The sequence below is a fragment of the Aggregatibacter sp. 2125159857 genome (assembly GCF_017798005.1).
Classification (GTDB): Bacteria; Pseudomonadota; Gammaproteobacteria; order Enterobacterales; family Pasteurellaceae; genus Aggregatibacter.
Map to the genome: position 1 here is coordinate 1434817 of NZ_CP072548.1, position 26914 is coordinate 1461730.

Here is a 26914-nt window from a genome sequence, read left to right on the forward strand (position 1 = left end):
ATGGGATTATTTGATTTTGTCGGCGATATTGGCAAAAAAATTTTTAGCAAAGAAGAAGAGGCTTCCGCCGCAGTAACCAACCACATTAACGAAGACAACCCGGGCGTTGCGGATGTAGCGGTGAAAGTCGAAAACGGCGTGGCTAAAATTTCAGGCGTGGCAAGCTCTGCTGATGCGTTGGAAAAAGCGGTATTAATGGCGGGTAACATCATCGGTATCAGTAACGTCAATATTGATGACGTGACCGTGAAAAACGGTGAAAGCCTTGCCGGCGATGATGAATTTTATGTTATCCAAAAAGGCGATACCCTTTGGAAAATTGCTGAAAAACATTACGGTGACGGCAATAAATACACGGCGATCGTAACGGCAAATAAAGAAGTAATTAAAGACGCAGATAAAATCTTCCCGGGGCAAAAAATTCGTTTACCGAAAAGCTTATAGTGTTATTAAAAACTTTTGAATAAACGACCGCACTTGATGACATAAGTGCGGTCTTTTTTTATTGTGTTTTAATTGAATCGTAGCGTGCAACTTGTTGCACGAAATCGTGAATATTCGAAAGAGTTAAATAAGGTTCCATGCGTAATTTAGTCGCGCATCAAGATGCGCGCTACGTACGAAATCGTGAATACCCGAAAGGGTTAAATAACGTTCCGTACGTGATTTGGTCGTGCATCAAGATGCATGCTACGTACGAAATCGTGAATACCCGAAAGGGTTAAATAAGGTTCCGTACGTGATTTGGTCGTGCATCAAGATGCATGCTACGCACGAAATCGTGAATATTCGAAAGAGTTAAAGGTTCTGTGCGTGATTTGGTCGTGCATCAAGATGCACGCTACGTACGAAATTGTGAGTGCTCAAAAGGGTGAAATAACGTTCCATGCGTGGTTTGGTTGTGCAACAAGTTGCACGCTACGCACGAAATTGTGAGTGCCCGAAAGGGTGAAATAACGTTCCGTACGTGATTTGGTCGTGCATCAAGATGCACGCTACGCACGAAATCGTGAATATTCGAAAGAGTTAAATAAGGTTCCGTGCGTGATTTGGTCGTGTATCAAGATGCACGCTACGCACTTATAGTATTATTTAAAAACATTTAAATAAACGACCGCACTTGATGGTATAAGTGCGATCTTTTTTTATTATGTTTTAACTATTCTTCAATAGAACGTAATAATTCATTAATACCGACTTTGCCTAAAGTCTTGGCATCGACTTTTTTCACGATAACAGCACAGTAAAGGCTGTATTTACCGCATTTTGACGGGAGGCTACCGGACACTACAACGGAACCTGCCGGCACGCGACCATAGTGAATTTCGCCGGTTTCGCGATCATAAATTTTGGTAGATTGGCCGATAAAGACACCCATGGAAATCACACAACCGTCTTCAACAATCACCCCCTCTACTACTTCAGAACGTGCGCCGATAAAGCAGTTATCGCCGATAATGGTTGGATTGGCTTGTAAGGGTTCTAACACGCCACCGATCCCTACGCCACCGGATAAGTGCACGTTTTTGCCGATTTGTGCGCAAGAGCCGACTGTTGCCCAAGTATCCACCATCGTTCCTTCGCCCACATACGCCCCGATATTCACATAAGATGGCATTAACACTGTGTTTTTAGCAATGTATGCCCCTTTACGAACGGTAGCAGAAGGTACGACACGGAAGCCTTCTTGTTGAAAACGTTCTTCTGTGTAATCGGCAAATTTTAAGGCAACTTTATCGTAGTATTTGGTTTCTGCACCATCAATAATGTGATTGTCATTGATACGGAAAGAGAGCAACACCGCTTTCTTCAACCATTGGTGAGTGACCCATTCGCCATCAATTTTTTCGGCGACACGGTATTTGCCACAATCTAAGCCTTCGATCACTTCTTCAATGGCGGCACGGGTTTGTGCATCAACGGTTTTCGGTGTAATTTCTGCGCGTTTTTCAAAGGCGTTTTCAATAATTTGTTGTAAATTTGACATTTTTCTTCCTATATCAATGTGAGTTAAATAAACGTTATAAAACATCTAATGTGACGTTATCAAAAAGTTTTTTTACCGCATTATTATCGTGCAGACGTTCTGCTTTTTCTACGTTTTCACGGGTTAAGTGAGGTGAAAAATAAGTAATAAAATCATACATATAATTACGTAAGAACGCACTGTTCTTAAAAGCGATTTGGGTCATGCTTGGGCGGAAGAGATGATCCGCTTTAATGGCAATGAGATCCGTATCTGCTGCAGTATGCGCCATGGATGCCATGATACCCACGCCCAATCCCATGCGTACATAGGTTTTAATAATATCGGCATCCGTTGCCGTAAAGACGATATTTGGCAAAATCCCGGCGCCATTAAACGCATAATCTAAATCCGATACGCCGGTGAAACCGAACGTATAGGTTACCAGTGGGTATTTGCCTAATTCTTCAATGGTCAGCTGTTCGCATTTCGCTAAGGGATGATCAGGTCTTACGATCACGGAACGATTCCATAAATAACAAGGCAATAAGACCACCCCATCAAATAAATACTGCGCTTCGGTGGTGATCGCCAAATCCACTTCATCTGATAATAGCGCATCATAAATTTGTGAAGGCGAACCTTGGTGAATATGCAGGCTCACATTCGGGTAACGCTTGGAAAAACGCTCAACTACCGATGGCAACATATAACGTGCTTGCGTATTCGTTGTGGCGATGCGTAACATCCCATGATCCGGCTTCGTATATTCATCGGCAATTGAACGAATGCCTTGCATTTTCATCATTAATTCTCGAGAAATGGCGACAATGCGCTTTCCCGGAGGCGTTAGCCCTTTAATATGTTTGCCGTTACGCTCAAAAATTTCCAATCCAAGCTCGCTTTCTAATAAGCGAACTTGCTTACTGATTCCCGGTTGTGAGGTAAACAGGGCATTTGCCGCTTCCGTCACATTAAAATTTTGATTCACAATCTCAACCACATAGCGAAGTTGCTGAAATTTCATGGTTTCCTCTCGTTAATCATGAGCACTATTTTTTATAACGTTTACTGAGTTCCGAATAGCGTTTGACGGCTTTACGAATCTGTCCGGCTTTCGGTTTACGGCGTTGTTTATGGGCATCAACTTTTGTTTCGGTTTCCTGTGGTAGCCCCACTAAATCACGCAAATAATTCACTTCATCTAACGCCATTTCCTGCCAACCGCCACGCGGCAAGGTTTTCATTAATTTAATATTGCCATAACGAATACGAATCAAGCGGCTGACTTGAATGCCTTGAGATTCCCATAAACGACGAACTTCACGGTTGCGCCCTTCCATCAACGTCACATCAAACCACTGGTTCATCCCCACGCCACCCACAAATTTAATGTCTTTAAAATTTGCCGGGCCATCTTCTAATTGCACGCCTTTTTTTAAGCGCGCTAACATCGCCTCATCCACTTGCCCGAAAACACGCACAGAGTATTCCCGTTCCACTTCACGGCTTGGATGCATTAAACGGTTAGCCAGTTCGCCATCGGTCGTAAATAACAGCAAGCCTGACGTGTTAATATCCAAACGCCCGACCGCAATCCAACGTGCACCGTTTAAACGCGGCAAGCGATCAAACACCGTTGCGCGTCCTTCCGGATCATGGCGAGTGCAAAGCTCTCCTTCCGGTTTGTAATACATTAACACCCGACACACTTCTTTTTGTGCTTGTGTGAGATTAATAAGATTGCCGTCAATCCGCACTTTTACGCCAGAATGTACGTTAATGCGATCGCCTAAGGTCGCGATTTTGCCGTCCACGCTCACGCGATTTTCTGCAATGATGGCTTCGATTTCACGGCGGGAACCCTGTCCGGCACGGGCTAATACTTTTTGTAATTTTTCGCCCTCTGCTGCCATGGATTTATTGACAGGTTTAGTCACGGATTGACGGGGTTTGGCTCCCATCGTTTTTTCTTTATTATTGGCTGAAAAGTGCGGTCGATTTGACGTGCGTTTTTGTGTTGTGGCTTTCATAAATCCTCGTTGTCGCTTTCCCAAGCGTCTGTTATCGATTAAATAAATGGTGTAATGGCGCCGCTGCCTTCGCGTAAAATCACCGGTGTACTTTCGGTTAAATCCACCACTGTGGTGGGTTCTTGCCCTAAATAACCACCGTGAATAATTAAATCTACCTGACGTTCCAAACGATCACGGATTTCTTCCGGATCCGATTGCGTGATATGTTCTTCATTCGGCAACATCAAAGAACAAGACAAAATCGGTTCGCCTAAGGCTTTCAATAAATCCAACGCAATTTGATTATCCGGCACACGAATGCCGATGGTTTTACGTTTCGATGTCATTAAACGGCGTGGCAATTCTTTCGTCGCCGTTAAAATAAACGTATAACGACCGGGCGTGTTATTTTTAATTAAACGATAGGCAGAATTAGTCACCAACGAATAATTGGACAATTCTGACAAATCACTACACACCAACGTAAAATTGTGCCCTTCCGGTAGCTGGCGAATTTGCACGATACGATCCATGGCGTGCTTATCGCCGATCATACATCCCAAGGCATAACCGGAATCGGTTGGATAGACGATGACGCCGCCGTTACGCAAAATTTCAACTGCCTGATTAATCAATCGGGCTTGCGGATTTTCGGGATGGATATAAAAAAATTGACTCATATTCTTCACTCTCCGAGTAAATAGCGAGGCATTATACCAGTTTCAAATAAGGCGGGATAACGGTTTGTTTTACAGAAACCCTATATCACGCCGATTTAAAATGATTGAAAAATTGACCGCACTTTACTTCACTAAACCACACGTCAAACAATACAAATATTGCCCTTTAGGATCGTTAAAGCGAGTTAATGTGCCAAGCGGTTTGGTTAACTGCGTGAACGCTTTCGGTAATCCAACGCTTTCAAGCACGAAACCTTGCGCCCAAGTTTTCGCATTGCCTTTGAAGTCACGTAACATTTTTTTCAATAATGAGCTGTCTTCATCCACAATCCATTCCACTGAGAATGAGGCTTCATCGAGTTTATCTTTTTCTGCCCGTTTTTCATTCACTAATTCAATCGTCTTACCGATGGCCGTATCTAATGTCCCAAGCTCATCTACCAATTTATGTTCAAGCGCTTCAGAGCCTAGCCAAACCTGACCTTGCGCAATATTATCCACTTGCGCCTTGGTTAAATGGCGACCCTCACTGACTTTCGTTAAAAATTGATCGTAGCCATGTTCAATTTCCAACTGAATAACATCATTTAAGGTTGGCGATAAAGGTGAGAATAATGAACTGAACCTTAAATCAGAGGTTTTTACGCCATCTGCGGTAATCCCCATTTTCTTAATGGTGTTCTCAAAGGTCGGCAACATGGCAAAAATGCCGATTGAGCCGGTAATCGTATTTTTATCGGCGACAATATAATCGGCTGTAGAGGAAATCCAATAGCCCCCTGAAGCCGCCATACCGCCCATGGAAACCACCACAGGTTTGCCGGCATTTTGTAAATGTGCCACTTCTTGACGAATGATCTCCGAGGCAAATGCACTGCCACCGGGGCTATTGACACGCAACACCACGCCTTTTACTTTGTCGTCGTCATAAGCTTGGCGTAACAATTTGGCAACTGTATCGCCACCCACATTTTCTTCGTCGCTGTCACCATCAATAATAGCGCCTTCTACATTCACTACCGCAATCTGGTTGTCGGTTTCCCCATGCATACGATCCGGCAAAGAGGCTAAATATCTCTCGTAATCTACCATTTTCGGTTGATGATCCTTATCTTCACCAAAAAGTGCGGTCAGTTTTTTATCTAAATTTAAACGATCTATTGCGCCGGTTACGAGCTTGCGTTGCTTCACATAGGCCGCGGTATCACCTTTTAACGCTTTCAATTCGGTTAAAAACGTATGCGCGTCCGGTGCAACGGCACTTTGCTGAATATCACGATTCTCTGCCACACGTTGCTTATAATGATTCCACATGGTATTTAACCAACGTTGTAAATTCGCCTTGGCTTCATCAGACATCTCATTGCGTAAATACGGTTCGACTGCCGATTTGTAAGTACCGACGCGAAAGACGTGCGGGTTCACTTCGAGTTTATCGAGCATATCTTTAAAATACAGCGTTTCCTGTGCCAAACCATCAATAGACACGGAACCTGTCGGGTTCATATAAATTTCATCGGCATAACTGGCAAGGAAATATTGCGCTTGATTATAGTTATCCGCATAAGCAATCACCTGTTTGCCGCTTTCTTTGAAATTTTCAATCGCCTCGCCCACATATTCCAGCGCCGGCAAATCACCGCCTTGGAAAAAGTTCAAATCCAGCACTAAACCACGAATATTGTCGTCTTGTGCAGCAGAATCAATCGCATATACCACATCAAAAGTAGAATATTGTTGCGGAATATTTTGCCCATCCAGCTCTTTTAAAAGGGTTTTGAAATCGTTTTTCTCATCGCGATTATCGGCTAAATAGCCATCTAAATTGAGCAATAACGCCCCTTGATCACCTCTTAGCACAGTTTTTTCCGACTTATCTGCGCCAATCATCAAAGTTGCAACAGATAAAAGCACCAAAACGAAAACAAGAAACACCAAATTCATGACCAAATCACGAATAAAATTTAATATTCGCCAAGCGAACTTAATACAAGATAAAATGACGTTCATACTACCTCAAAAAGCGATCCAAAAGGATGCTTAAAATACCACAAACCGCCTGCGCAATAAACACGCGGAAAAAATAAACTGTGCTATAATCCACCGCACTTTTCGTCTCACCCACAAATGAAGGACAGTCATGGATGCATTAAAATTGCTTACCGAGCGTTATTCGGAGAAAAAACTGAGCGCCCCAGCCCCCGATAAACACCAATTAACCCAAATGTTTCAAGCGGCATTGCGCAGCCCTGATCATGGCAGGCTGCAACCTTATCGCTTTATTGTCATTGAGCAAGATAAAATGACGGAATTAAGCCGTTTATTAAAAAGCGCCGTACATGAACTGAACCTTGGTGAAGAACGCTTGAAAAAAGCCGAAACCCTAGCGACCCGCGCCCCGATGATCATCGGTGTTGTTGCCAAAATCGATCCGAATATTAAAAAAGTTCCGGAATGGGAACAGTTGCTTTGTGCAGGTTGCGCGACCTATGCCATTCAATTAGCGGCAAACGCTTTAGGCTTTAAAAACGTTTGGGTTAGCGGCCCTTGGCTAGACGGGAGCGACTTACGCCAAGCATTCCAATGCGATACTGCAGATAAAATCATCGGCTTTTTGATGATTGGATCTGCTGAAGATAAATTGGAAAGAGAGAAAAAAACGTTAAATTTAGATGGCCTTGTGTCTTCTCTTTAATGTAAAAATACCCCAAAAACAGACCGCACTTGACTAAGCCATCAAAGTGCGGTCTGTTTTTTTATTATAGCCAGCCAAAGTCTGGCTATAAAAACCATACGCATAGCGTATGGAGCCAAATAGCTTAAGCGATGAACAGAAAAAATCCCTGCTACATAATGAACAAGGCTGACAACCGAAACTCAACATATAGGACGATTATTTACCCCCTCGTAGCGTGCAACTTGTTGCACGAATAATTAACCTCGATGCGTAATTCACGATTTCATGCGTAGCGTGCATCTTGATGCACGACCAAATTACGCACGGAACGTTATTTAACGCTTTCGGGCATTCATGATTTCGTGCAACAAGTTGCACGCTACGATTCTAAGCAATCAAAGTGCGGTCTGTTTTTTTGTTGTTTTAATATGACAAATGAAGCTTTCTCATGCTGCTCCTCATTTGTTGTTATAAAAAATAAGCTCAATGCGTAAAAAAGTTTTGACAATTATTCATATCATATAATACAATTTTTATATGTTAAATCTTTGTTAATTATTACTGTAAACTAAGGAGACAAATATGAACAAAAACGTTGGTGGTATAGATAAAATCATTCGCATCCTATTAGGGGTCGTTCTTATCGCACTCACGTTAACGAACGTCATCGGTTGGTGGGGATGGATTGGTGTTGTGCCGTTATTGACCGGACTCTTCTCACGCTGTGGTCTTTATTCATTACTTGGCATTAACACCTGCCCATTAAAAAAATAATCCATTAAGGCATCATTTCCTCATTGGCAATGATGCCGCTTATTTATTCTGAGAAAAACACACACTATGACGATTTCCATCATTTCCGCCATGGAAGCAAAAGACAAATTAGCTGCCGGCGCCATATTAATCGATATTCGTCAACCGGAAGAATATCACCGCGAACATATCGACGGTTCAATTCTACAACCGCTGGCCGAATTACAACATCAAGGATTAAGCAAAACCTTAAAACAAGGAAGTTGCCTTATTTTTCACTGTAAATCCGGGGCAAGAACCGCCGGCCAAGCTGACTTTTTAAAACAGTTGGCACAAGAAAATCATTGTGAAGCTTATCTGCTTCAAGATGGGATAACCGGTTGGAAAAACGTCGGGCTTGCTACGCGATTTAATCCGTCACAACCCATTGAGATTATGCGCCAAGTCCAAATCGTGGCAGGAAGCTTAATTTTACTGGGATCGTTGTTGGGATGGTGGATTTCGCCTTATTTTTATTGGCTACCCGCATTTGTCGGTGCCGGCCTCACCTTTGCCGGAATAAGCGGTTTTTGTGGTATGGCAAAACTTCTCTCTCTCATGCCATGGAACCGACGCTAACCAATTAGCGCGTGGAATTGTTAAAAAACGGATCAGTTATTGGTTTCAGCGGACAGGACGTGTAAAATGCGCGCTCTTATTCCCACAATGTGCAAATACTAAAATAGGATCTGATGAAAGATATCTTCGAAAAAAGTCAAGAAGCCAGTACCTTTTTAAAATTGTTGGCCAATCCGAATCGCTTGGCGATTTTGTGTTGTTTACACGAACAACGCTATAACGTCACCGAATTAACCGTCAAATTGAATATGCCGCAGGCAGCTATGTCGAACCAATTAGCCCTTTTACGTAAAGCCGGATTAGTGGCGAGCGAGGTCAAACATCGGGAGCGCGTGTATTACATTAAAGATCCGAAAGTTGCTGAGATGATCAACGTATTACATCGCTTTTTCTGTGAAGTTCCCTCCGAATAAAGTATGATTCTCATCACCCAATACAAAAAAACGCAGATTTAACGCTGCGTTTTTTGTATCGTCTAACTTGGACAAGTTTATCTAAACCATTTCCTCTTTATCTCTCATTGTGCATCTCAAGATTAGAAGAATCCTTTTCGCGTTTTTTCTTTGCCGCATCGTTACGTTGCTCAGCAATGTTATCCAGATAGGCTTCGGTAATATCACCGGTAACATAACAACCTGTGAACACGGAACAATCGAATGCTTGAATAGCCGGATTTTCTTGTTGTACGGAACCGGTTAAATCCGCTAAGTCTTGGAACACCAATTTATCAACACCAATCAGTTTGGCGATTTCATCGGTATTGCGTTCATAAGCAATTAATTCGCTACGCGTCGGCATATCGATGCCATAGACGTTCGGATAGCGAATTTCCGGTGCAGCGGAGGCAAAATACACTTTTTTCGCGCCGGCTGCGCGAGCCATCTCCACAATTTGTTCAGAGGTGGTTCCCCGCACGATAGAATCATCCACCAACAAGACATTTTTGCCTTTAAACTCCGCGGCAATGGTATTTAATTTGCGGCGAACCGAACTGACGCGCTGCGCTTGTCCCGGCATAATGAATGTACGACCAACATAACGGTTTTTTACAAAGCCTTGGCGATAAGGTTTGTTCAACACATTAGCAATACGCAATGCAATATCATTTGAGGTTTCCGGCACAGGGATCACGACATCAATGTCGATATCTTGCCATTCGCGAGCAATTTTTTCGCCTAAACGTTGCCCCATATGTACGCGGGCGGCATACACGGAAACACCATCAATGCAAGAATCCGGACGGGCAAAATAGACATATTCAAAAATACACGGTGTTAACACAGGATTTTCAGCACATTGTTGTGCATACAACTCACCATCGAACGTAATAAAAATGGCTTCTCCCGGCGCCACATCACGCACAAACTCAAATCCCACCACATCTAACGCCACACTTTCCGAAGCGAACATATACTCGGTTTTGCCATGCTCTTCACGTTTACCTAACACCAAAGGGCGAATACCATGGGGATCACGAAACGCCACCATGCCATGATCAATGATCATCGCAATACAGGCATACGCACCGCGAATATCTTCATGGGTTTGTTTCACTGCATTAAAAATATCTTGCGGTGTTAACGCGTATTTTTGCGGTTGATCCAAATGGTATGCCAAAATATTCAGTAAAAGCTCCGAATCGGAATTCGTATTGACGTGACGGCGTGCAAGATTAAATAATTTCTCTTTTAATTCCAATGAATTGGTCAAATTTCCGTTATGTACCAAGGTTAAGCCATAAGGCGAGTTTACATAAAACGGCTGTGCTTCAGAGACACTGGAACTTCCTGCTGTCGGATAGCGTACATGACCGATACCGGTATTGCCCGCCAAGCGCAACATATGCACTTGTTGAAACACATCACTCACCAAGCCGTTCGCCTTACGCAAACGAAAGCGATTTTCGTCATCAATGGTGACAATGCCCGCCGCATCCTGCCCACGATGTTGTAATACCGTTAAGGCATCATAAATGGCTTGATTTACCGGGGTTTGGCTGACAATACCGACAATACCGCACATACACGTTGTTCCTCTACTGATTCTGCGTTGAAGTTGGGGTTGGATTTGAAGCCGGTGTGGTCACTTGCTCCAAATTCAAGGTTGAATTTAAAAAACTGGAATTGGCTTGTATCTGCTGGAAGAACCAATCCACCACAAAACGAAAGTGCGGTATTAATTTTGACTCTTTCCACCAATCACTTTGATTTGATGCGGTGAATGTATCCAAGAAAAATAACATCGCCGCCACAATCAGAACACCGCGTAATAACCCGAAACAAGCACCGAGTACACGATCTGTTCCACTTAAACCGGTGCGATCCACTAACTGACCTAACACATAATTTACGATGCCGCCGACAATCAATGAGGCAATAAATAAGATCGCAATGGCGACACCGTTACGGAGATACAAGGATTCAATGGAGGTTAATAAACCCGCCAGATACACATAAAAATTACTTGCAATAAAAAATGCCACAACCCAACTGGCTAATGACATCACTTCGCGGACGAAACCGCGTAATAAGCTGACAATAACGGAAAAAACAATAATGCCGATAATAATGTAATCAATCATCAAATCATCTCTAAAGTGTTGAAAAAAACACTTCTATTTGCAACGGGCGGTATTCTAGCAAAAAACGAAAACGTTTGCGCAAAAATTTACGCACTAAAAAACACCCTTTTGCACAAAGAAGCAAAGGGGCGTCACTATATCATTGTTATGTTTAGGAATATAGAAAAAATCGGGAAATTAAAGATCTTGCCAAAAATCCCGTGGTAATTTTTTCTGAGCCATTTTCAGTAAGTTGGCTAAATCCAAATAAGTAGGCTTATCGGAAAAATTCGGTATGACTTCTTGCTTTTCTTTTAATTTTTCCAAAACGTGGTGAAAACCGACCGCACTTTGAGGTGACAATGGCGTTTGTGCGCGTTTGCCTAACCAATAAAATCCCTGCAAAGGCAAACATAATGCAAATAAAGCGCTTAACACCGCAACAGCAAGCGCCATATTGTCGCCGCGCGCATAAATTTGCTGCCATACCACAAATAATACCGCGAGAAACGGCATCATTTTCTGGGCAAATAAGGTTGCTTTAATAACGCGATTTTCGGGGAAGATAGCGCCTAATTTAGGCTCTAAAGGCCAAATATTTAAATAGTGTTGTCCCGCTTTTAATGTGCGATAAAAACCCATGTCATGCTTATCCTTTGTGTCAACTCAACGTCAGGTTGCTCAACATACCATAAACCGACGTTTTTTTTAATTTTCTACATTTATACCTCTTCTTTGGTAATCTTTTTTTCAGGAAAAATGAATCACTTACGAAATGTAAAAAAATTGCTAAATTTTTTTGATTCAGGTCGCATTTTTTGATGTTAAGAATTTATTTTAAAAGGTGAAGGGTGTATTCTATGGCGGTTTAATTTTCTATTATTCGTTCACTATTTGAACGAATTTTGTTTAACTCAAACCCGTATAGGTCGCTTATGTCTGAAAAATTAGTCCTAATCCTCAACTGTGGTAGTTCTTCACTAAAATTTTCCATTTTGAATCCTGCCACCGGCGAAGAAAAATTGTCCGGCTTAGCCGAAGCGTTTTACTTACCTGAAGCCCGTATCAAATGGAAATTACACGGCGAAAAAGGACAGGCTGATTTAGGTGCCGGCGCCGCTCACGCCGAAGCGTTAAATTTTGTTGTCAATAACATTTTCTCGCTTGATCCTGAATTACAAAAAGGCGTTGTTGCTATCGGTCACCGTATCGTACACGGCGGCGAAAAATTCACCTCTTCCGTTATCGTTACTGATGAAGTGGTTAAAGGCATCGAAGATGCAATTCAATTTGCACCATTGCACAATCCTGCACACTTAATCGGTATCAAAGAAGCATTCAAACTCTTCCCGCATTTGAAAGAGAAAAACGTGGTGGTATTTGATACTGCATTCCATCAAACCATGCCGGAAGAAGCTTACTTATACGCATTACCTTACTCTTTATATCGCGATCACGGTGTTCGTCGCTACGGCGCACACGGTACAAGCCACTATTATGTCAGCCGTGAAGCGGCAAAACGTTTAGGCGTCGCAGAAGACAAAGTCAACGTGATCACTTGCCACTTAGGTAACGGCGGTTCCGTATCCGCGATTCGTCATGGCGAATGTATCGATACCTCTATGGGTTTAACCCCGTTAGAAGGTTTAGTCATGGGTACCCGTTGTGGTGACATCGACCCGGCTATCGTTTTCTACATGCACGACACCCTCGGCATGTCCGTTGAAGAAATCAACACCACCTTAACGAAAAAATCCGGTTTGCTTGGTTTAACCGAAGTCACTAGCGACTGCCGTTATGCCGAAGACAACTACGACAAAGAAATCCCGGCAAAACGTGCATTAGATGTTTATTGCTACCGTTTAGCGAAATACATCGGTTCTTACATGGCCGTTATCGGTGAGCGTTTGGATGCCATCGTCTTTACCGGTGGTATTGGTGAAAACTCTGCGCACGTACGCGAACTCACCTTAGCGCACTTAAAATTATTCGGTTATAAATTGGATAATGAGAAAAACATGGCTGCCCGTTTTGGTAATGAAGGCGTGATTACCGCTGACAACACCCCAATTGCCATGGTTATTCCAACCAATGAAGAATTAGTGATCGCACAAGACACCGCACGTCTTTGTATCTAAAACGTAATCAATAAACTGCCGATGTATTCGGCAGTTTCTTTTTAATCCTCTATTCCAATCGAAGGTAAATTATGTCTCGTACTATTATTTTAATTCCGATTAGTACCGGCGTGGGTTTAACCAGCGTAAGTCTTGGTTTAATCAACGCACTTGAACAAAAAGGTGCCAAAGTCGGTTTCATGAAACCTATTTCTCAACCAAATACCGGTGAAGATATTATCGACCGCACAACCTCTATTGTACGCACCAGCACCGGTTTAGAAACGGCTGAGCCGTTTATGCTAAGCGTGGCAGAATCGCTGATTGGTCAAAATCAATCTGATGTTTTATTAGAAAAAATCGTTGAAAATCATCAACGTCTTGCTAAAAACAATGAAATTGTCATTGTGGAAGGCTTGATTCCAACCCGCAAACATTCTTTTGCCAATAGCATTAACTACGAAATCGCCCAAGCACTTGATGCAGAAATCGTATTAGTTGCGGCACCTGCTACAGAAACCCCTGCACAGTTAAAAGAACGTGTAGAAGCAGTGGCCTCTCTATTCGGTGGTCAAGGCAATAAAAATCTTCTTGGCGTAATCGTGAACAAATTCAATGCGCCAGTGGATGAATCCGGCAGAACCCGCCCAGATTTAAGCGAAATTTTCGATTCTTTCCAACACAGCCACAACAGCGAATCCGAGTTGGTAAAATTATTTGCACAAAGCCAGCTCAACTTATTGGCTTGTATTCCATGGTCTGCAGATCTTATCGCAACCCGTGCCATTGATTTAATTAAACATTTAGGTGCATCCATTCTTAATGAAGGCGATGTCAACCGTCGTATTCGCGGTATCACTTTCTGCGCAAGAAGTTTGCCAAATATGGTGGAACACTTCCGTGCCGGAAGCTTACTCGTGGTTTCTGCTGACCGCCCTGATGTAATCGTGGCAGCGGCCCTTGCGGTGTCTAACGGTATTGAAATCGGTGGTTTATTATTAACCGGCGGTTACAAATTAGATCCGCAAATTAAGAAACTTTGCCAACACGTTTTTGAAAACAAAAAATTACCGGTCTTCCGTATTGAAGGTAATACTTGGCAAACTGCATTAAGCTTACAAAGTTTTAATCTGGAAGTACCGGTTGACGATAAAGAACGCATTGAAAACATCAAACGCTACATCAGCGAAAAATTAGATACCACTTTCATTAATGGATTAGCAGAAGCTTCAAGTCGTTCACGCCGTCTATCACCACCGGCATTCCGTTTCCAATTAACAGAATTAGCCCGTGCAGCAAATAAACGTATCGTATTACCGGAAGGGGATGAACCACGTACCATCAAAGCAGCCATCTTATGTGCCGAACGCGGTATCGCAGAATGTATTTTGTTAGCAAATCCAGAAGAGGTAAAACGCGTTGCCGAATCGCAAGGCGTGAAATTAGTCAAAGGCATCACTGTTGTTGACCCGGCAAGCGTACGTGAAAACTATGTTGCACGTTTAGTGGAATTACGTAAAGCCAAAGGCATGACAGAAACCATGGCACGTGAACAATTGGAAGACAACGTTGTACTTGGCACCATGATGTTGGAAGCTAACGAAGTGGATGGCTTGGTCTCTGGTGCAGTTCACACCACAGCCAACACCATTCGTCCACCGATGCAAATTATCAAAACCGCACCGGGTAGCTCCATTATCTCTTCCATCTTCTTCATGTTATTACCGGATCAAGTGTTGGTTTATGGTGACTGCGCGGTAAACCCGGATCCGACCGCAGAGCAATTAGCCGAAATTGCCATTCAATCTGCCGAATCGGCGAAATCCTTCGGTATCGATCCGAAAGTGGCGATGATCTCTTACTCTACCGGCTCTTCCGGTAGCGGTGCAGACGTTGAAAAAGTGAAAGAAGCGACGCGTATTGCGAAAGAAAAACGTCCTGATTTGCTCATCGATGGTCCATTACAATACGATGCAGCAGTGATGGAAGATGTGGCTCGTTCTAAAGCGCCAAATTCTCCGGTTGCCGGTCAAGCCACCGTATTCATCTTCCCGGATTTGAATACCGGTAACACCACCTATAAAGCGGTTCAACGTTCCGCCGACCTTGTTTCTATCGGCCCGATGCTCCAAGGTATGCGTAAACCGGTGAACGACTTGTCCCGTGGTGCATTGGTTGATGACATCGTGTACACCATTGCATTAACGGCAATTCAAGCAACACAATAAAACGCTTGAAAAACACACCGCACTTTCGTGCAAAAGAAAAGGCTTTCGTGATGAAAGCCTTTTTTATCACTAGTCAAACCGCTATAAAAGCCATACGCTATGTGCATGGAGCCAAATTCCCCCCTCGTAGCGTGCAACTTGTTGCACGAACAAACCACACACGAAACCTTATTTAACCTTTCGAGCATTCACGATTTCGTGCGTAGCGTGCAACTTGTTGCACGAACAAACCACACACGGAACCTTATTTAACCTTTCAAGCATTCACGATTTCGTGCGTAGCGTGCAACTTGTTACACGAACAAACCACGCACGGAACCTTATTTAACCTTTCGGGCATTCACGATTTCGTACGTAGCGTGCATCTTGATGCACAACCAAACCACGCACAGAACGTTATTTAACCTTTCGGGCACTTACGATTTTGTGTGTAGCGTGCATCTTGATGCACGAACAAACCACGCACGGAGCATTATTTACCCCTTTCGGACATTCACGATTTCGTGCAACAAGTTGCACGCTACGATTTACATGGTTCAAGATAATTTATCAACGAAAGAACATATTAACCGCACGTTTTACGTGCGGATTACTATTTCTCTAATTTATCGCAATTCCAAAATGTTTACGCATAAAAAAAGCGCCCCGAAAGGCGCTTTCATTTTGAACTCATTGACGATTATTTACCGTAGTGTTCACCTAATTTCGCTTTGTGTTTACCTTCTTCCACCATTACGATGAAGAGTAATAACACCGCTAAAACACCACCACCGATCATGACGTAGAAACCACCGTCCCAACCGTAGTGTTGTGCTGCCCAACCGATAACCGCTGACGCTGACACAGTACCACCTAAGTAACCGAATAAACCGGTGAAACCTGCTGCTGTACCTGCTGCCTTTTTCGGTGCAAGCTCAAGAGCGTGTAAGCCGATTAACATTACAGGACCGTAGATTAAGAAACCGATTAAGGTCATTAATACGAAGTCAGTTAATTGATATGGGTTTTCATACCAAGCAGAGTAGTTTGCAAGCTCTGCTTCAGGTGTCGCTGGGTTCATCCAGTATGCCACTACAGCAGCTGTAGTTAAGATCATGAAGATGAAACCGGTTAAACCACGTTTACCTTTGAAGACTTTATCGGATACCCAACCACATAATAATGTACCTGGAACCGCTGCTAATTCATAGATTGTGTAAGCCCATGCGGTACCTTTGATGTTGAAGTGTTTGACTTCACTTAAGTAAACCGGAGACCATTTCAATACGCCGTAGCGGATTAAGTATACGAATACGTTAGCAATCGCGATGTACCATAACAATTTGTTTTTCAATACATAAGTGACGAAGATTTCTTTTGTGCTTAAATCGTTTTCGTACGTTTTTTCGTTATAGTCATCTGGGTAGTCATTACGCCATTTTTCGATTGACGGTAAACCACAAGATTGTGGCGTATCACGCATCACGAAATACACCGGAATCGCACAAAGCATTGCTGCAATACCCGGATAATAGAGGGATTGTTGCCAAATATCTTTGGCTTGTGCTTCAACACCGTGAGTACTGAAGAAAATCGCACTGGCTAATAGCACCATGGCGCCCGGCATCATACCACCGATATTGTGCGCGGTATTCCAGATAGATACGATAGTACCGCGTTCTGATTTAGACCACCAGTGCACCATAGTACGACCACATGGAGGCCACCCCATCCCTTGGAACCAACCATTTAAGAAGATCATGACCCACATGATGGCAATGCCTGAAGTAGCCCATGGGAATACCCCCATCATGGTCATACAAAGACCAGAAAGCAATAAACCAAATGGTAAGAACACACGCGGGTTCGAACGGTCAGACATCCCCGCCATGACGAATTTAGACAAACCATAGGCAAGACCGGCTGCAGAGCCGATAACACCTAATTCCGCTTTTGAGTACAAGCCGGCTTGAATTAAGCCCGGTTGTGCCAAGTCGAAGTTTGCACGCACAAAATAGTATGCGGCATAACCAAAGAAAATCCCTGCAAACACTTGCCAACGTAAGCGTTTATACGTGGAATCAATTTTCTCCGCTGGAAGTTCCGCAATATGCGGAGCGGGTTTAAATGGTCCAAACATAATTTCTCTCCAAAATCATTTTAATTATGAGTCCACCCCCATACTGGGGATAGCGTGCATGATAAAATAAAAACAGAAATTAAACAGGGAAATAATTCAAAAATGTGATGCATTTCACAAAATATTTTTTAACAAATGAGCGAATTCGAAAATTATGTGATCCCTCTCACAAAATAGCTTTCTTTTTCGCTCAAAATGTTGTGAATTTAACCGCACTTCCCTACAATAGCCACTCAGTTTATAACCGTTTTTACGTTTCTTTTTATTCATATTTTGGCTTGGGGGTAACAATGGGATTATCGCCTAATCTGTATCGTGATGCGGGAGATTTTTCCCCGATTTCGACGGATGTGATTATCATTGGTGGTGGTGCAACAGGTGCGGGGATTGCTCGTGACTGCGCATTGCGTGGCATTGACTGTATTTTATTAGAGCGTCGTGATATTGCGACAGGCGCAACAGGCCGTAATCATGGTTTGTTACATAGTGGTGCGCGTTATGCCGTCAACGATCAGGAATCCGCAGAAGAATGTATTAAAGAAAACCGAATTCTGCGCAATATCGCTCGTCATTGTGTGGATGAAACAGAAGGTTTATTTATCACCTTACCCGAAGATTCCCTTGATTATCAAAAAACCTTCATCGAAAGTTGTACCAAATCAGGTATTGAAGCTGTCGCCATTGATCCTAAACTTGCCCAAATTATGGAACCATCGGTAAACCCTGATTTAGTGGGTGCCGTTGTTGTTCCAGATGGTTCAATCGATCCTTTCCGTTTAACGGCTTCCAACATGATGGATGCCACTGAAAATGGTGCGAAAATGTTCACTTATTGCGAAGTGAAAAATTTAATTCGTGAAGGTGGCAAAGTGATTGGCGTGGATGTTTACGATCACAAAAATCGCGTAAATCGCAAATTCTTTGCACCATTAGTCGTCAATGCAGGTGGTATTTGGGGACAAGGCATCGCAGAATATGCGGATCTTAAAATCAAAATGTTCCCGGCAAAAGGTGCATTACTTGTCATGGGGCACCGCATCAACAAAATGGTCATTAACCGTTGCCGTAAACCGGCGGATGCGGACATTCTTGTGCCAGGTGATACCATTTGTGTTATCGGTACAACCTCTAGCCGTATTCCTTACGATCAAATCGATAACATGGAAGTCACCCCGGAAGAAGTAGATATTTTATTCCGTGAAGGGGAAAAACTTGCACCAAGCTTGCGTCACACTCGTGTATTACGCGCTTATGCCGGTGTGCGTCCGTTAGTCGCGTCAGATGACGATCCATCAGGTCGTAACGTCAGTCGCGGTATCGTGTTACTTGACCACGCAGAGCGTGATGGCTTAGATGGTTTCATCACTATCACTGGTGGTAAATTAATGACTTATCGCCTAATGGCAGAATGGGCAACGGATCTTGTTTGTAAAAAACTCAACAAAACAGCACGTTGTACGACTGCAGAGCGTCCATTACCGGGTTCAAGTGAAAGCCGTGCAGAAACTAATCAGAAAGTCATTTCACTTCCAAGTCCGATTCGTTATTCAGCCGTGTATCGTCATGGTTCTCGTGCAACTCGTTTATTAGATAAAGAACGTCTTGATCGTTCAATGGTGTGCGAATGTGAAGCTGTGACAGCGGGTGAAGTCCGTTATGCCGTTGATGAATTAAATGTGAATAACTTAGTGGATTTACGTCGCCGTACTCGTGTAGGTATGGGGACTTGCCAAGCTGAGCTTTGCGCATGCCGTGCTGCTGGTTTAATGAACCGTTTTGACGTAGCAACACCTCGCCAATCGACCACACAACTAACCTCCTTTATGGAAGAACGTTGGCGCGGTATTGAACCGATTGCATGGGGTGAGGCGATTCGTGAAGCCGAATTTACTTCATGGATGTATGGCAGCGTGTTGGGCTTAAACGATGTTCAACCGCTTGAAACGGACAAACAGCAAGGGACGGATAACAATGAATTTTGATGTCGTAATTATTGGTGGCGGCCTTGCAGGTTTAACTTGCGGCATCACCTTACAAGAACAAGGCAAACGTTGCGCCATTATTAATAACGGCCAAGCGGCGATTGATTTTGCCTCTGGCTCATTGGATTTATTAAGCCGTTTACCCAATGGTGCGTTTGTTAAAAATATTCCTGAAAATTTGACCGCACTTGCAGCTCAATTACCACAACACCCTTATAGCATTATGGGGGCTGAGCGCGTGTTAGCGAAAGCGCAAGATTTCGAAAAATTAGCGGAATCGTTAAATTTAGATTTAATTGGCTCAAGTGCAGAAAATCATCTTCGCGTAACGGGTTTAGGTAGCTTACGTGGTGCATGGCTTTCACCAAATAGTGTGCCAACCGTACAAGGCGAAACCCCATTCCCGTATAAAAAAATTGCGGTTTTAGGCATTGAAGGCTATCACGATTTCCAACCAGAATTATTGGCAGATAACCTTACGCTCAATCCACAATTTGCACATTGTGAAGTAAAAACAGGCTTTTTAAATATCCCAGAATTAGATCAGTTACGTGCAAATTCCCGTGAGTTCCGCAGTGTGAACATTGCGCAAGTTTTAGAATATAAACTGAAATTTGATGATCTTGTAGCTGAAATGAAAGACGCCGCGCAAGGCACAGAAGCCATTTTATTGCCGGCTTGTTTCGGTTTAGAAAATCAAGAATTTATGGAATCACTTCGCAAAGCAACTGGCTTACCATTATTTGAATTACCAACCTTACCGCCTTCTTTATTAGGTATGCGCCAACGTATTCAATTACGCCATCGTTTTGAGAAATTAGGTGGACTCATGATGAATGGTGATAGCGCATTAAAAGCACATTTTCATGGCAACAAAGTTCGTGCTATTCAAACGCGTTTGCACGAAGAGGAAGAAATCACGGCTGAGCATTTTGTCTTAGCTTCCGGCAGTTTCTTCAGTAAAGGTTTAGTTTCTGAATTCGATAAAATCTACGAGCCCGTATTCCATTCTGACATCATCGGTGTGGCAGGCTTTAACAATACCGATCGTTTTACGTGGACTGATCACCGTTTTTCAAATCCACAACCGTACCAATCTGCAGGTGTGGCGATTAACGCGCAATGCCAAGTGCAAAAGAGCGGTCAATTTTTAACGAATTTATATGCGGTGGGTAATGTGATTGGTGGTTTCAATGCGTTAGAACTTGGTTGTGGTTCAGGCGTAGCCGTGGTCACAGCGCTTGCTGTTGCTGATGAAATTCTTCACAACACACATTAAGGAGGCGTTATGAACATTCAACAATTAATTGATAATGCAAAACAATCCCTTAATGCGCCACAACATCATCATGCTTTTGATGAGAGTTTTGAGAGCTGCATTAAATGTACAGCTTGTACCGCGGTATGTCCGGTTTCGCGTCAGAATCCAAACTATCCTGGCCCAAAACAATCGGGCCCGGATGGTGAGCGTTTACGCTTAAAATCAGCAGAGCTTTACGATGAAGCGTTAAAATACTGTACTAACTGTAAACGTTGTGAAATTGCGTGTCCGTCTGATGTAAAAATCGGCGATATTATCGTTCGCGCAAGAAACAAATACCTTGCTCAACAACACAAGCCGGCAGTGCAAAAATTACGTGATGCAATTTTAAGTAACACCGATATTATGGGAACACTTAACACACCGCTTGCGCCGATTGTGAACACTCTCACAGGCTTAAAAGCGACAAAATTTGTGTTGGAAAAAGCATTGAAAATCAGCCGTCATCGTACCTTACCAAAATATTCTTTTGGTACGTTCCGCAGCTGGTATATGAAAAAAATGTTGGCAAGCCAACAAAAATTTGAACGTAAAGTGGCGTATTATCATGGCTGTTATGTGAACTACAATAATCCACAATTGGGTAAAGAATTTATTCAAGTGTTCAATGCTATGGACATTGGTGTGGTGTTATTGGAAAAAGAAAAATGCTGTGGCTTACCATTAAGCGTGAACCAATTCCCGGAACGTGCGAAGAAAATCGCACAATTTAACACCGATTACATCAGCAAAATGGTGGATGAAAATGGCTTGGATGTGATCAGCGAAGCATCAAGTTGTACCTTAAATTTACGAGATGAATACCATCATATTTTAGGTATCGACAATGCGAAGGTTCGTCCGCATATTCACATGGTGACACCATTCTTATATCAACTCTTTAAAGAAGGTAAAACCTTACCGCTTAAACCATTGAAATTGCGTGTGGCTTATCACACTGCATGTCACGTGGATAAAGCGGGTTGGGCACCATACACTTTGGAAGTGTTAAAACAAATTCCGGGATTAGAAGTGGTGATGTTACCATCACAATGTTGTGGTATTGCCGGAACATACGGTTTCAAGGCGGAAAACTATGAAGTTTCGCAAGCCATCGGGAAAACACTATTTGATAACATCAATGCTGGTGGGTTCGATTACGTGATTTCAGAATGTCAAACCTGTAAATGGCAGATCGATATGTCATCTAATGTAACCTGTATCCATCCATTGACGTTATTGTGTATGTCGATGAATCAATAATTCTCAATCCACCCCACACAAAGTGCGGTGGATTTTTCATTTCTTTTTTGCTTACGCTTTCAAGCGCAGACATGGTTTAATCCGCTTAATTTAGGTAAACGATTGCGTACCCTGTTATTACAGGAAATCACAACCATTTAATCTTTGCTTTTTCCCTGTTGTCTGTGTAGAATGCGCGCTCGGTTTGTTCACTAATCCGAACACAAGGAGCGTTTCATCATGGAAACATCGACGAAAAAGATGACTTTTCCTTCCGCATTTAGCATTCTTTTTATCATTCTTCTAATGGCCATTGGTTTAACTTGGCTTATTCCCTCGGGCGCTTATTCCAAACTGTCCTACGACAACACTGAGAAACAGTTCATTGTCAAAACCTACGGAAATCCTGATCAACGCTATCCTGCAACCGAACAAACCCTCAATCAATTTAATATTAAAATTCAGCTTTCCCATTTCACCAACGGCATTATCAAAAAACCCATTGCCATTCCCGATACTTATCAACGCGTTACACAACACGAAAAAAATGCCATCGATATGCTCCATGCCATGGTGGACGGCACCATTGAAGTGGCAGATATTATGGTCTTTATTTTTATCTTAGGCGGCATGATTGGCGTGATCAATAAAACCGGTGCATTTAATGCCGGCTTAATGTCGCTGGCAAAAAAGACAAAAGGCAACGAATTTTCTGTGGTGTTTGCGGTGTGCGTGTTAATGCTACTGGGAGGAACGGCTTGCGGCATCGAGGAAGAAGCCGTCGCGTTTTACCCGATTCTTGTGCCGGTGTTTTTAGCACTAGGGTACGATGCCATCGTATGCGTCGGCGCTATCTTCCTTGCGGCGTCAATGGGTACCGCATTTTCCACCATTAATCCGTTCTCCGTTGTCATCGCCTCAAATGCCGCCGGCATTCCTTTCACTGAAGGCATCGGATTCCGTGCCATCGGACTGATATTGGGCGAAATTTGCGTCATTATTTATATGAGATGGTATTGCCAAAAACTGACTGCCAATCCCGCATTCTCTTATACCTACGAAGATCGTCAAGCCTTCTATGATCACTACATGAAAGATATCGATCCCAACGCCACCGTTGACTTCACCTTTAAAAGAAAACTCATTCTGATTTTATTCTGCTGCGCATTCCCACTTATGGTATGGGGCGTTATGTTCGGCGGCTGGTGGTTTCCCCAAATGGCCGCCTCCTTCTTGGCAATCACTATTCTCATTATGTTTATCAGCGGATTACCTGAAAAAGAGCTCATCCACGGCTTCACACACGGCGCTTCCGAACTCGTGGGCGTAACACTGATTATTGGCCTTGCTCGTGCGGTCAACATTATTTTGGAACAAGGCATGATCTCTGACACAATTCTTGATTATCTGTCACACTTGGTAAGCGGTATGCACGGCAGCGTGTTTATTATCGGACAACTTCTGATTTTTATCTTCTTGGGTCTCATCGTGCCCTCCTCTTCCGGCCTTGCCGTACTGTCTATGCCAATTATGGCGCCATTAGCCGATACCGTCGGCATTCCAAGAGACATCGTGGTTTCAGCTTACAATTGGGGGCAATACATCATGCTCTTCCTTGCGCCTACAGGTTTGGTGCTGGTAACCTTACAAATGCTGAATATTCCGTTCAATAAATGGATTAAATTCGTCATGCCGATTGTCGGTTGCCAATTTGTGATTTCATCCATTTTATTAATCATTCAAGTGATCATGTACGGCCATTAAACCCGCATCAAGATGCAAAATAGAGATTTCGTGCATCAAGATGCACGCTACAACTGCGCTAGCTTTAAGGCATGTTTTGATAGCCTACGTAGCGTGCAACTTGTTGCACGAATAGACGCACTTAATCTCGTCATTCATTTAAAAAGTGCGGTAACTTTAAGACCTGTTTTGATCGTCATCGGATTTAAAACAATACGGATTTCGTGCATCAAGATGCACGCTACAACTGCGATGGTTTTAAGGTGTGTTTTGCTTCGTAGCGTGCAACTTGTTGCACGAATAATTGGAATAAATTAAATCGTTTTTCTAAAAAAAAAAATGCGATCACATTTGATCGCATTTTCTTTGGAAATTAAATTGAGCGTTTAACCTCAACCACTTCGAATACTTCAATCTGGTCGCCGACTTTTACGTCATTGTAATTCTTCACGCCGATACCACATTCCATACCATTACGCACTTCAGATACGTCATCTTTGAAACGGCGAAGCGATTCTAGTTCACCTTCAAAGATCACTACGTTGTCGCGCAAGACACGAATTGGGTTGTTACGTTTCACAATCCCTTCGGTTACCATACAACCGGCGATCGCACCAAATTTTGGATGACGGAATACATCACGCACTTCAGCCATACCAATAATTTCTTGTTTGAATTCAGGTTGTAGCATACCGCTCATAGCCGCTTTGATTTCGTTAAGCAATTCATAAATGATGGAATAATAACGTAAATCAATGTTTTCGGTTTCGATAATGCGGCGGGCAGAGCCGTCTGCACGCACGTTAAAGCCGACAATGATCGCATTAGACGCTGCCGCTAAAGTCGCATCTGTTTCAGTAATACCGCCCACGCCGGAACCGACCACTTTCACTTTCACTTCATCCGTTGAAAGCTCCATTAAGGATTGAACGATAGCTTCCACAGAACCTTGTACGTCAGCTTTCACAATGACATTGAGTTCTGCCACATCGCCTTCTGCCATATTGCTGAACATATTTTCCAATTTGGCTTTTTGCTGACGAGCAAGTTTTACTTCGCGGAATTTGCCTTGACGGTATAAGGCAACTTCGCGTGCTTTTTTCTCATCACGCACTACGGTCGCTTCATCACCCGCAGCAGGCACACCGGAAAGACCAAGCACTTCCACTGGAATCGCCGGACCGGCTTCCTCGATTTCTTGACCGTTTTCATCACGCATCGCACGAACACGACCATATTCAAAACCGCAAAGTACGATATCACCTTTATGTAACGTACCGGATTGAACAAGAATGGTTGCCACCGGGCCGCGACCTTTATCAAGGTAAGATTCGATCACAACACCACTTGCCATACCGTCTTTCACTGCAGTTAATTCAAGGACTTCTGATTGGAGTAGGATAGCATCTAATAAATCATCGATACCCATGCCTTTCTTCGCAGAAACCGGTACGAATTGCACGTCACCACCGAATTTTTCAGAAATCACTTCGTGTTGAAGCAATTCTTGTTCTACGCGATCCGGGTTGGCTTCCGGTTTATCAATTTTATTCACTGCAACCACTAAAGGCGCACCGGCTGCTTTCGCGTGTTGGATCGCTTCAATGGTTTGAGGCATCACACCATCATCTGCTGCAACCACAAGCACGACGATATCCGTTGCTTTCGCACCACGTGCACGCATAGAAGTAAATGCCGCGTGTCCCGGAGTATCTAGAAAGGTAATCATCTTACCATCATCCATTTCTACATGGTATGCACCGATGTGCTGAGTAATACCACCCGCCTCGCCAGCTGCCACCTTGGCTTTACGAATGTAGTCAAGTAATGAGGTTTTACCATGGTCAACGTGCCCCATAATGGTCACAACCGGCGCACGCGTCACTTTTTCAGCATTAACATCACGATCACCTAATACTTCTTCTTCAAGCTCATTTTCGTTACGAAGAATCACTTTGTGCCCTAATTCTTCTGCCACTAATTGCGCCGTTTCTTGATCAAGCACTTGGTTAATGGTCACCATTTCACCCATTTTCATCATCGCTTTGATGATTTCGGTAGCTTTGGTCGCCATTTTATTTGCTAATTCTGCAACGGTAATGGTTTCACCAATGACAACATCCGTTTTCACAGCCTGAACTGGTTTTGTAAAGGCTTGTTGTAATGCTGCACCTTTCTTACCATTTTTACCCTTACCGAATTTACCGTCTTTTAGATTACGGCGGTTAGACTCGCGCTCGTTTTTATTGCTTTCGTCATCACGTCCGCCTTTTTTCGCTTTGGCCACTTTATTTTTACCGCGACCGCGACCTTCATTACGACGTTCTTCTTCATCTTCTGCTTCTAAAGCATAACGAGAACTTAAATTATAATCGGTATAATCTTCTGAGGTGCTTTCATTGCTTGACGTATCAGCCTCAGCATAACGTTTCGCTTCCTCAGCCGCTTTGCGAGCTTGCTCTTCCACTTTTTGACGAGCAACCTCTTCCGCTTTACGACGTAATTCCGCTTCTTCAGCTTTACGTTTTTCTTTTTCCGGATCAGCTGATTTAGGCGGATTATTAACCGCACTTTGTGCTTGTTTCGCTTGCGTTTGTTTCGCTTTCTCTGCAGCTTCTTTTTCCTTCGCTGCTTTTTCTTTAGCCGCTTTCTCTTTTGCAGCTTTCTCTTCCACCGCCTTTTGTTCAGCCGCTTTTTGTTCAGCCGCTTTTTGTTCAGCTTCCTGCTGTGCTTTTAATTTTGCTGCCTCTTCTGCTTTCAATGCAGCTTCGGTTGGAACCGTACGTTTCTTACGCACTTCAACCTGAACTTCCTTGCTTTTACCGGAAGCACTGGTTGTGCTCACCGTGGTTTTTGTACGTGGCTTTAAACTTAATTTCTTGGGTGCATTCGTTTTTAATTCTTCAGTCATCTT

The 26914-nt window shown here is 43.2% G+C and carries 21 protein-coding genes; 11 read left to right on the top strand and 10 right to left on the bottom strand.

Going from position 1 to position 26914, the window contains the following annotated elements:
• Entirely contained in the window at positions 1-444 is a 444-nt protein-coding gene (gene lysM / locus J5X96_RS07135) for a peptidoglycan-binding protein LysM (RefSeq protein WP_209362644.1), read from the top strand.
• A 715-nt stretch (positions 445-1159) separates the two neighbouring features.
• Here the strand turns inward: lysM and dapD are convergent.
• The 5 genes from dapD to sppA form a co-directional block, all read right to left on the bottom strand.
• Positions 1160-1987 (bottom strand): 2,3,4,5-tetrahydropyridine-2,6-dicarboxylate N-succinyltransferase, encoded by an 828-nt coding sequence (gene dapD, locus J5X96_RS07140; RefSeq protein ID WP_209362646.1) that lies wholly within the window; start codon positions 1985-1987, stop codon positions 1160-1162.
• A 34-nt stretch (positions 1988-2021) separates the two neighbouring features.
• Positions 2022-2993: an HTH-type transcriptional regulator CysB gene (gene cysB, locus J5X96_RS07145; protein ID WP_209362648.1), complete on the bottom strand. Its 972-nt coding sequence runs from the start codon at positions 2991-2993 to the stop codon at positions 2022-2024.
• A 25-nt stretch (positions 2994-3018) separates the two neighbouring features.
• Positions 3019-3999, bottom strand: coding sequence for a 23S rRNA pseudouridine(2605) synthase RluB (gene rluB / locus J5X96_RS07150; RefSeq protein WP_209362650.1), 981 nt, complete (start codon positions 3997-3999; stop codon positions 3019-3021).
• A gap of 38 nt (positions 4000-4037) precedes the next feature.
• Positions 4038-4661 (bottom strand): L-threonylcarbamoyladenylate synthase, encoded by a 624-nt coding sequence (locus J5X96_RS07155; RefSeq protein ID WP_021616807.1) that lies wholly within the window; start codon positions 4659-4661, stop codon positions 4038-4040.
• A gap of 123 nt (positions 4662-4784) precedes the next feature.
• Positions 4785-6671, bottom strand: a complete 1887-nt coding sequence (gene sppA, locus J5X96_RS07160) for a signal peptide peptidase SppA (protein ID WP_209362652.1) — start codon at positions 6669-6671, stop codon at positions 4785-4787.
• A 130-nt stretch (positions 6672-6801) separates the two neighbouring features.
• On the opposite strand from sppA, the gene J5X96_RS07165 reads away from it, so the two are divergent.
• The 4 genes from J5X96_RS07165 (at position 6802) to J5X96_RS07180 (ending at position 9122) form a co-directional block, all read left to right on the top strand.
• Positions 6802-7356 (top strand): nitroreductase family protein, encoded by a 555-nt coding sequence (locus J5X96_RS07165; protein ID WP_209362654.1) that lies wholly within the window; start codon positions 6802-6804, stop codon positions 7354-7356.
• 564 nt (positions 7357-7920) lie between these two features.
• Positions 7921-8112, top strand: a complete 192-nt coding sequence (locus J5X96_RS07170; RefSeq protein WP_209362656.1) for a DUF2892 domain-containing protein — start codon at positions 7921-7923, stop codon at positions 8110-8112.
• 66 nt (positions 8113-8178) lie between these two features.
• Positions 8179-8709: a rhodanese family protein gene (locus J5X96_RS07175; RefSeq protein WP_209362658.1), complete on the top strand. Its 531-nt coding sequence runs from the start codon at positions 8179-8181 to the stop codon at positions 8707-8709.
• A gap of 113 nt (positions 8710-8822) precedes the next feature.
• Positions 8823-9122, top strand: a complete 300-nt coding sequence (locus tag J5X96_RS07180; protein WP_209362659.1) for a helix-turn-helix transcriptional regulator — start codon at positions 8823-8825, stop codon at positions 9120-9122.
• Positions 9123-9219: 97 nt separating this feature from the next.
• Here J5X96_RS07180 and purF read toward each other — a convergent pair whose 3' ends face one another.
• The 3 genes from purF to yfbV form a co-directional block, all read right to left on the bottom strand.
• Entirely contained in the window at positions 9220-10731 is a 1512-nt protein-coding gene (gene purF / locus J5X96_RS07185) for an amidophosphoribosyltransferase (protein ID WP_209362660.1), read from the bottom strand.
• Positions 10732-10744: 13 nt separating this feature from the next.
• A complete protein-coding gene (locus tag J5X96_RS07190) occupies positions 10745-11290 on the bottom strand; it encodes a CvpA family protein (protein WP_209362662.1) in 546 nt (181 codons plus the stop codon).
• Positions 11291-11467: 177 nt separating this feature from the next.
• Positions 11468-11911 carry a terminus macrodomain insulation protein YfbV gene (yfbV, locus tag J5X96_RS07195; RefSeq protein WP_209362664.1) on the bottom strand — a complete coding sequence of 148 codons (444 nt, stop codon included), beginning with the start codon at positions 11909-11911 and terminating at the stop codon, positions 11468-11470.
• A gap of 293 nt (positions 11912-12204) precedes the next feature.
• Between yfbV and J5X96_RS07200 the strand changes: the two genes are divergently transcribed.
• Both J5X96_RS07200 and pta read left to right on the top strand, forming a co-directional pair.
• Entirely contained in the window at positions 12205-13407 is a 1203-nt protein-coding gene (locus tag J5X96_RS07200) for an acetate kinase (RefSeq protein WP_109127904.1), read from the top strand.
• 71 nt (positions 13408-13478) lie between these two features.
• A complete protein-coding gene (gene pta / locus J5X96_RS07205) occupies positions 13479-15614 on the top strand; it encodes a phosphate acetyltransferase (protein WP_209362666.1) in 2136 nt (711 codons plus the stop codon).
• A 679-nt stretch (positions 15615-16293) separates the two neighbouring features.
• Here pta and glpT read toward each other — a convergent pair.
• Entirely contained in the window at positions 16294-17733 is a 1440-nt protein-coding gene (gene glpT / locus J5X96_RS07210; RefSeq protein ID WP_209362668.1) for a glycerol-3-phosphate transporter, read from the bottom strand.
• A 290-nt stretch (positions 17734-18023) separates the two neighbouring features.
• On the opposite strand from glpT, the gene glpA reads away from it, so the two are divergent.
• The 4 genes from glpA to J5X96_RS07230 all read left to right on the top strand — a co-directional run bounded on the left by glpA (position 18024) and on the right by J5X96_RS07230 (position 24021).
• Positions 18024-19715, top strand: a complete 1692-nt coding sequence (gene glpA / locus J5X96_RS07215) for an anaerobic glycerol-3-phosphate dehydrogenase subunit A (RefSeq protein WP_209362676.1) — start codon at positions 18024-18026, stop codon at positions 19713-19715.
• Positions 19705-20994: a glycerol-3-phosphate dehydrogenase subunit GlpB gene (glpB, locus tag J5X96_RS07220; RefSeq protein ID WP_209362678.1), complete on the top strand. Its 1290-nt coding sequence runs from the start codon at positions 19705-19707 to the stop codon at positions 20992-20994. Before glpA ends, glpB begins: the two co-directional genes overlap by 11 nt.
• A gap of 9 nt (positions 20995-21003) precedes the next feature.
• Complete coding sequence (glpC, locus tag J5X96_RS07225) at positions 21004-22278, top strand: anaerobic glycerol-3-phosphate dehydrogenase subunit GlpC (RefSeq protein WP_209362680.1); 1275 nt, start codon at positions 21004-21006, stop codon at positions 22276-22278.
• Positions 22279-22497: 219 nt separating this feature from the next.
• Positions 22498-24021 carry a YfcC family protein gene (locus tag J5X96_RS07230; RefSeq protein ID WP_209362682.1) on the top strand — a complete coding sequence of 508 codons (1524 nt, stop codon included), beginning with the start codon at positions 22498-22500 and terminating at the stop codon, positions 24019-24021.
• Positions 24022-24373: 352 nt separating this feature from the next.
• Here J5X96_RS07230 and infB read toward each other — a convergent pair whose 3' ends face one another.
• Complete coding sequence (infB, locus tag J5X96_RS07235; RefSeq protein ID WP_209362684.1) at positions 24374-26911, bottom strand: translation initiation factor IF-2; 2538 nt, start codon at positions 26909-26911, stop codon at positions 24374-24376.
• Positions 26912-26914: the final 3 nt, after the last annotated feature.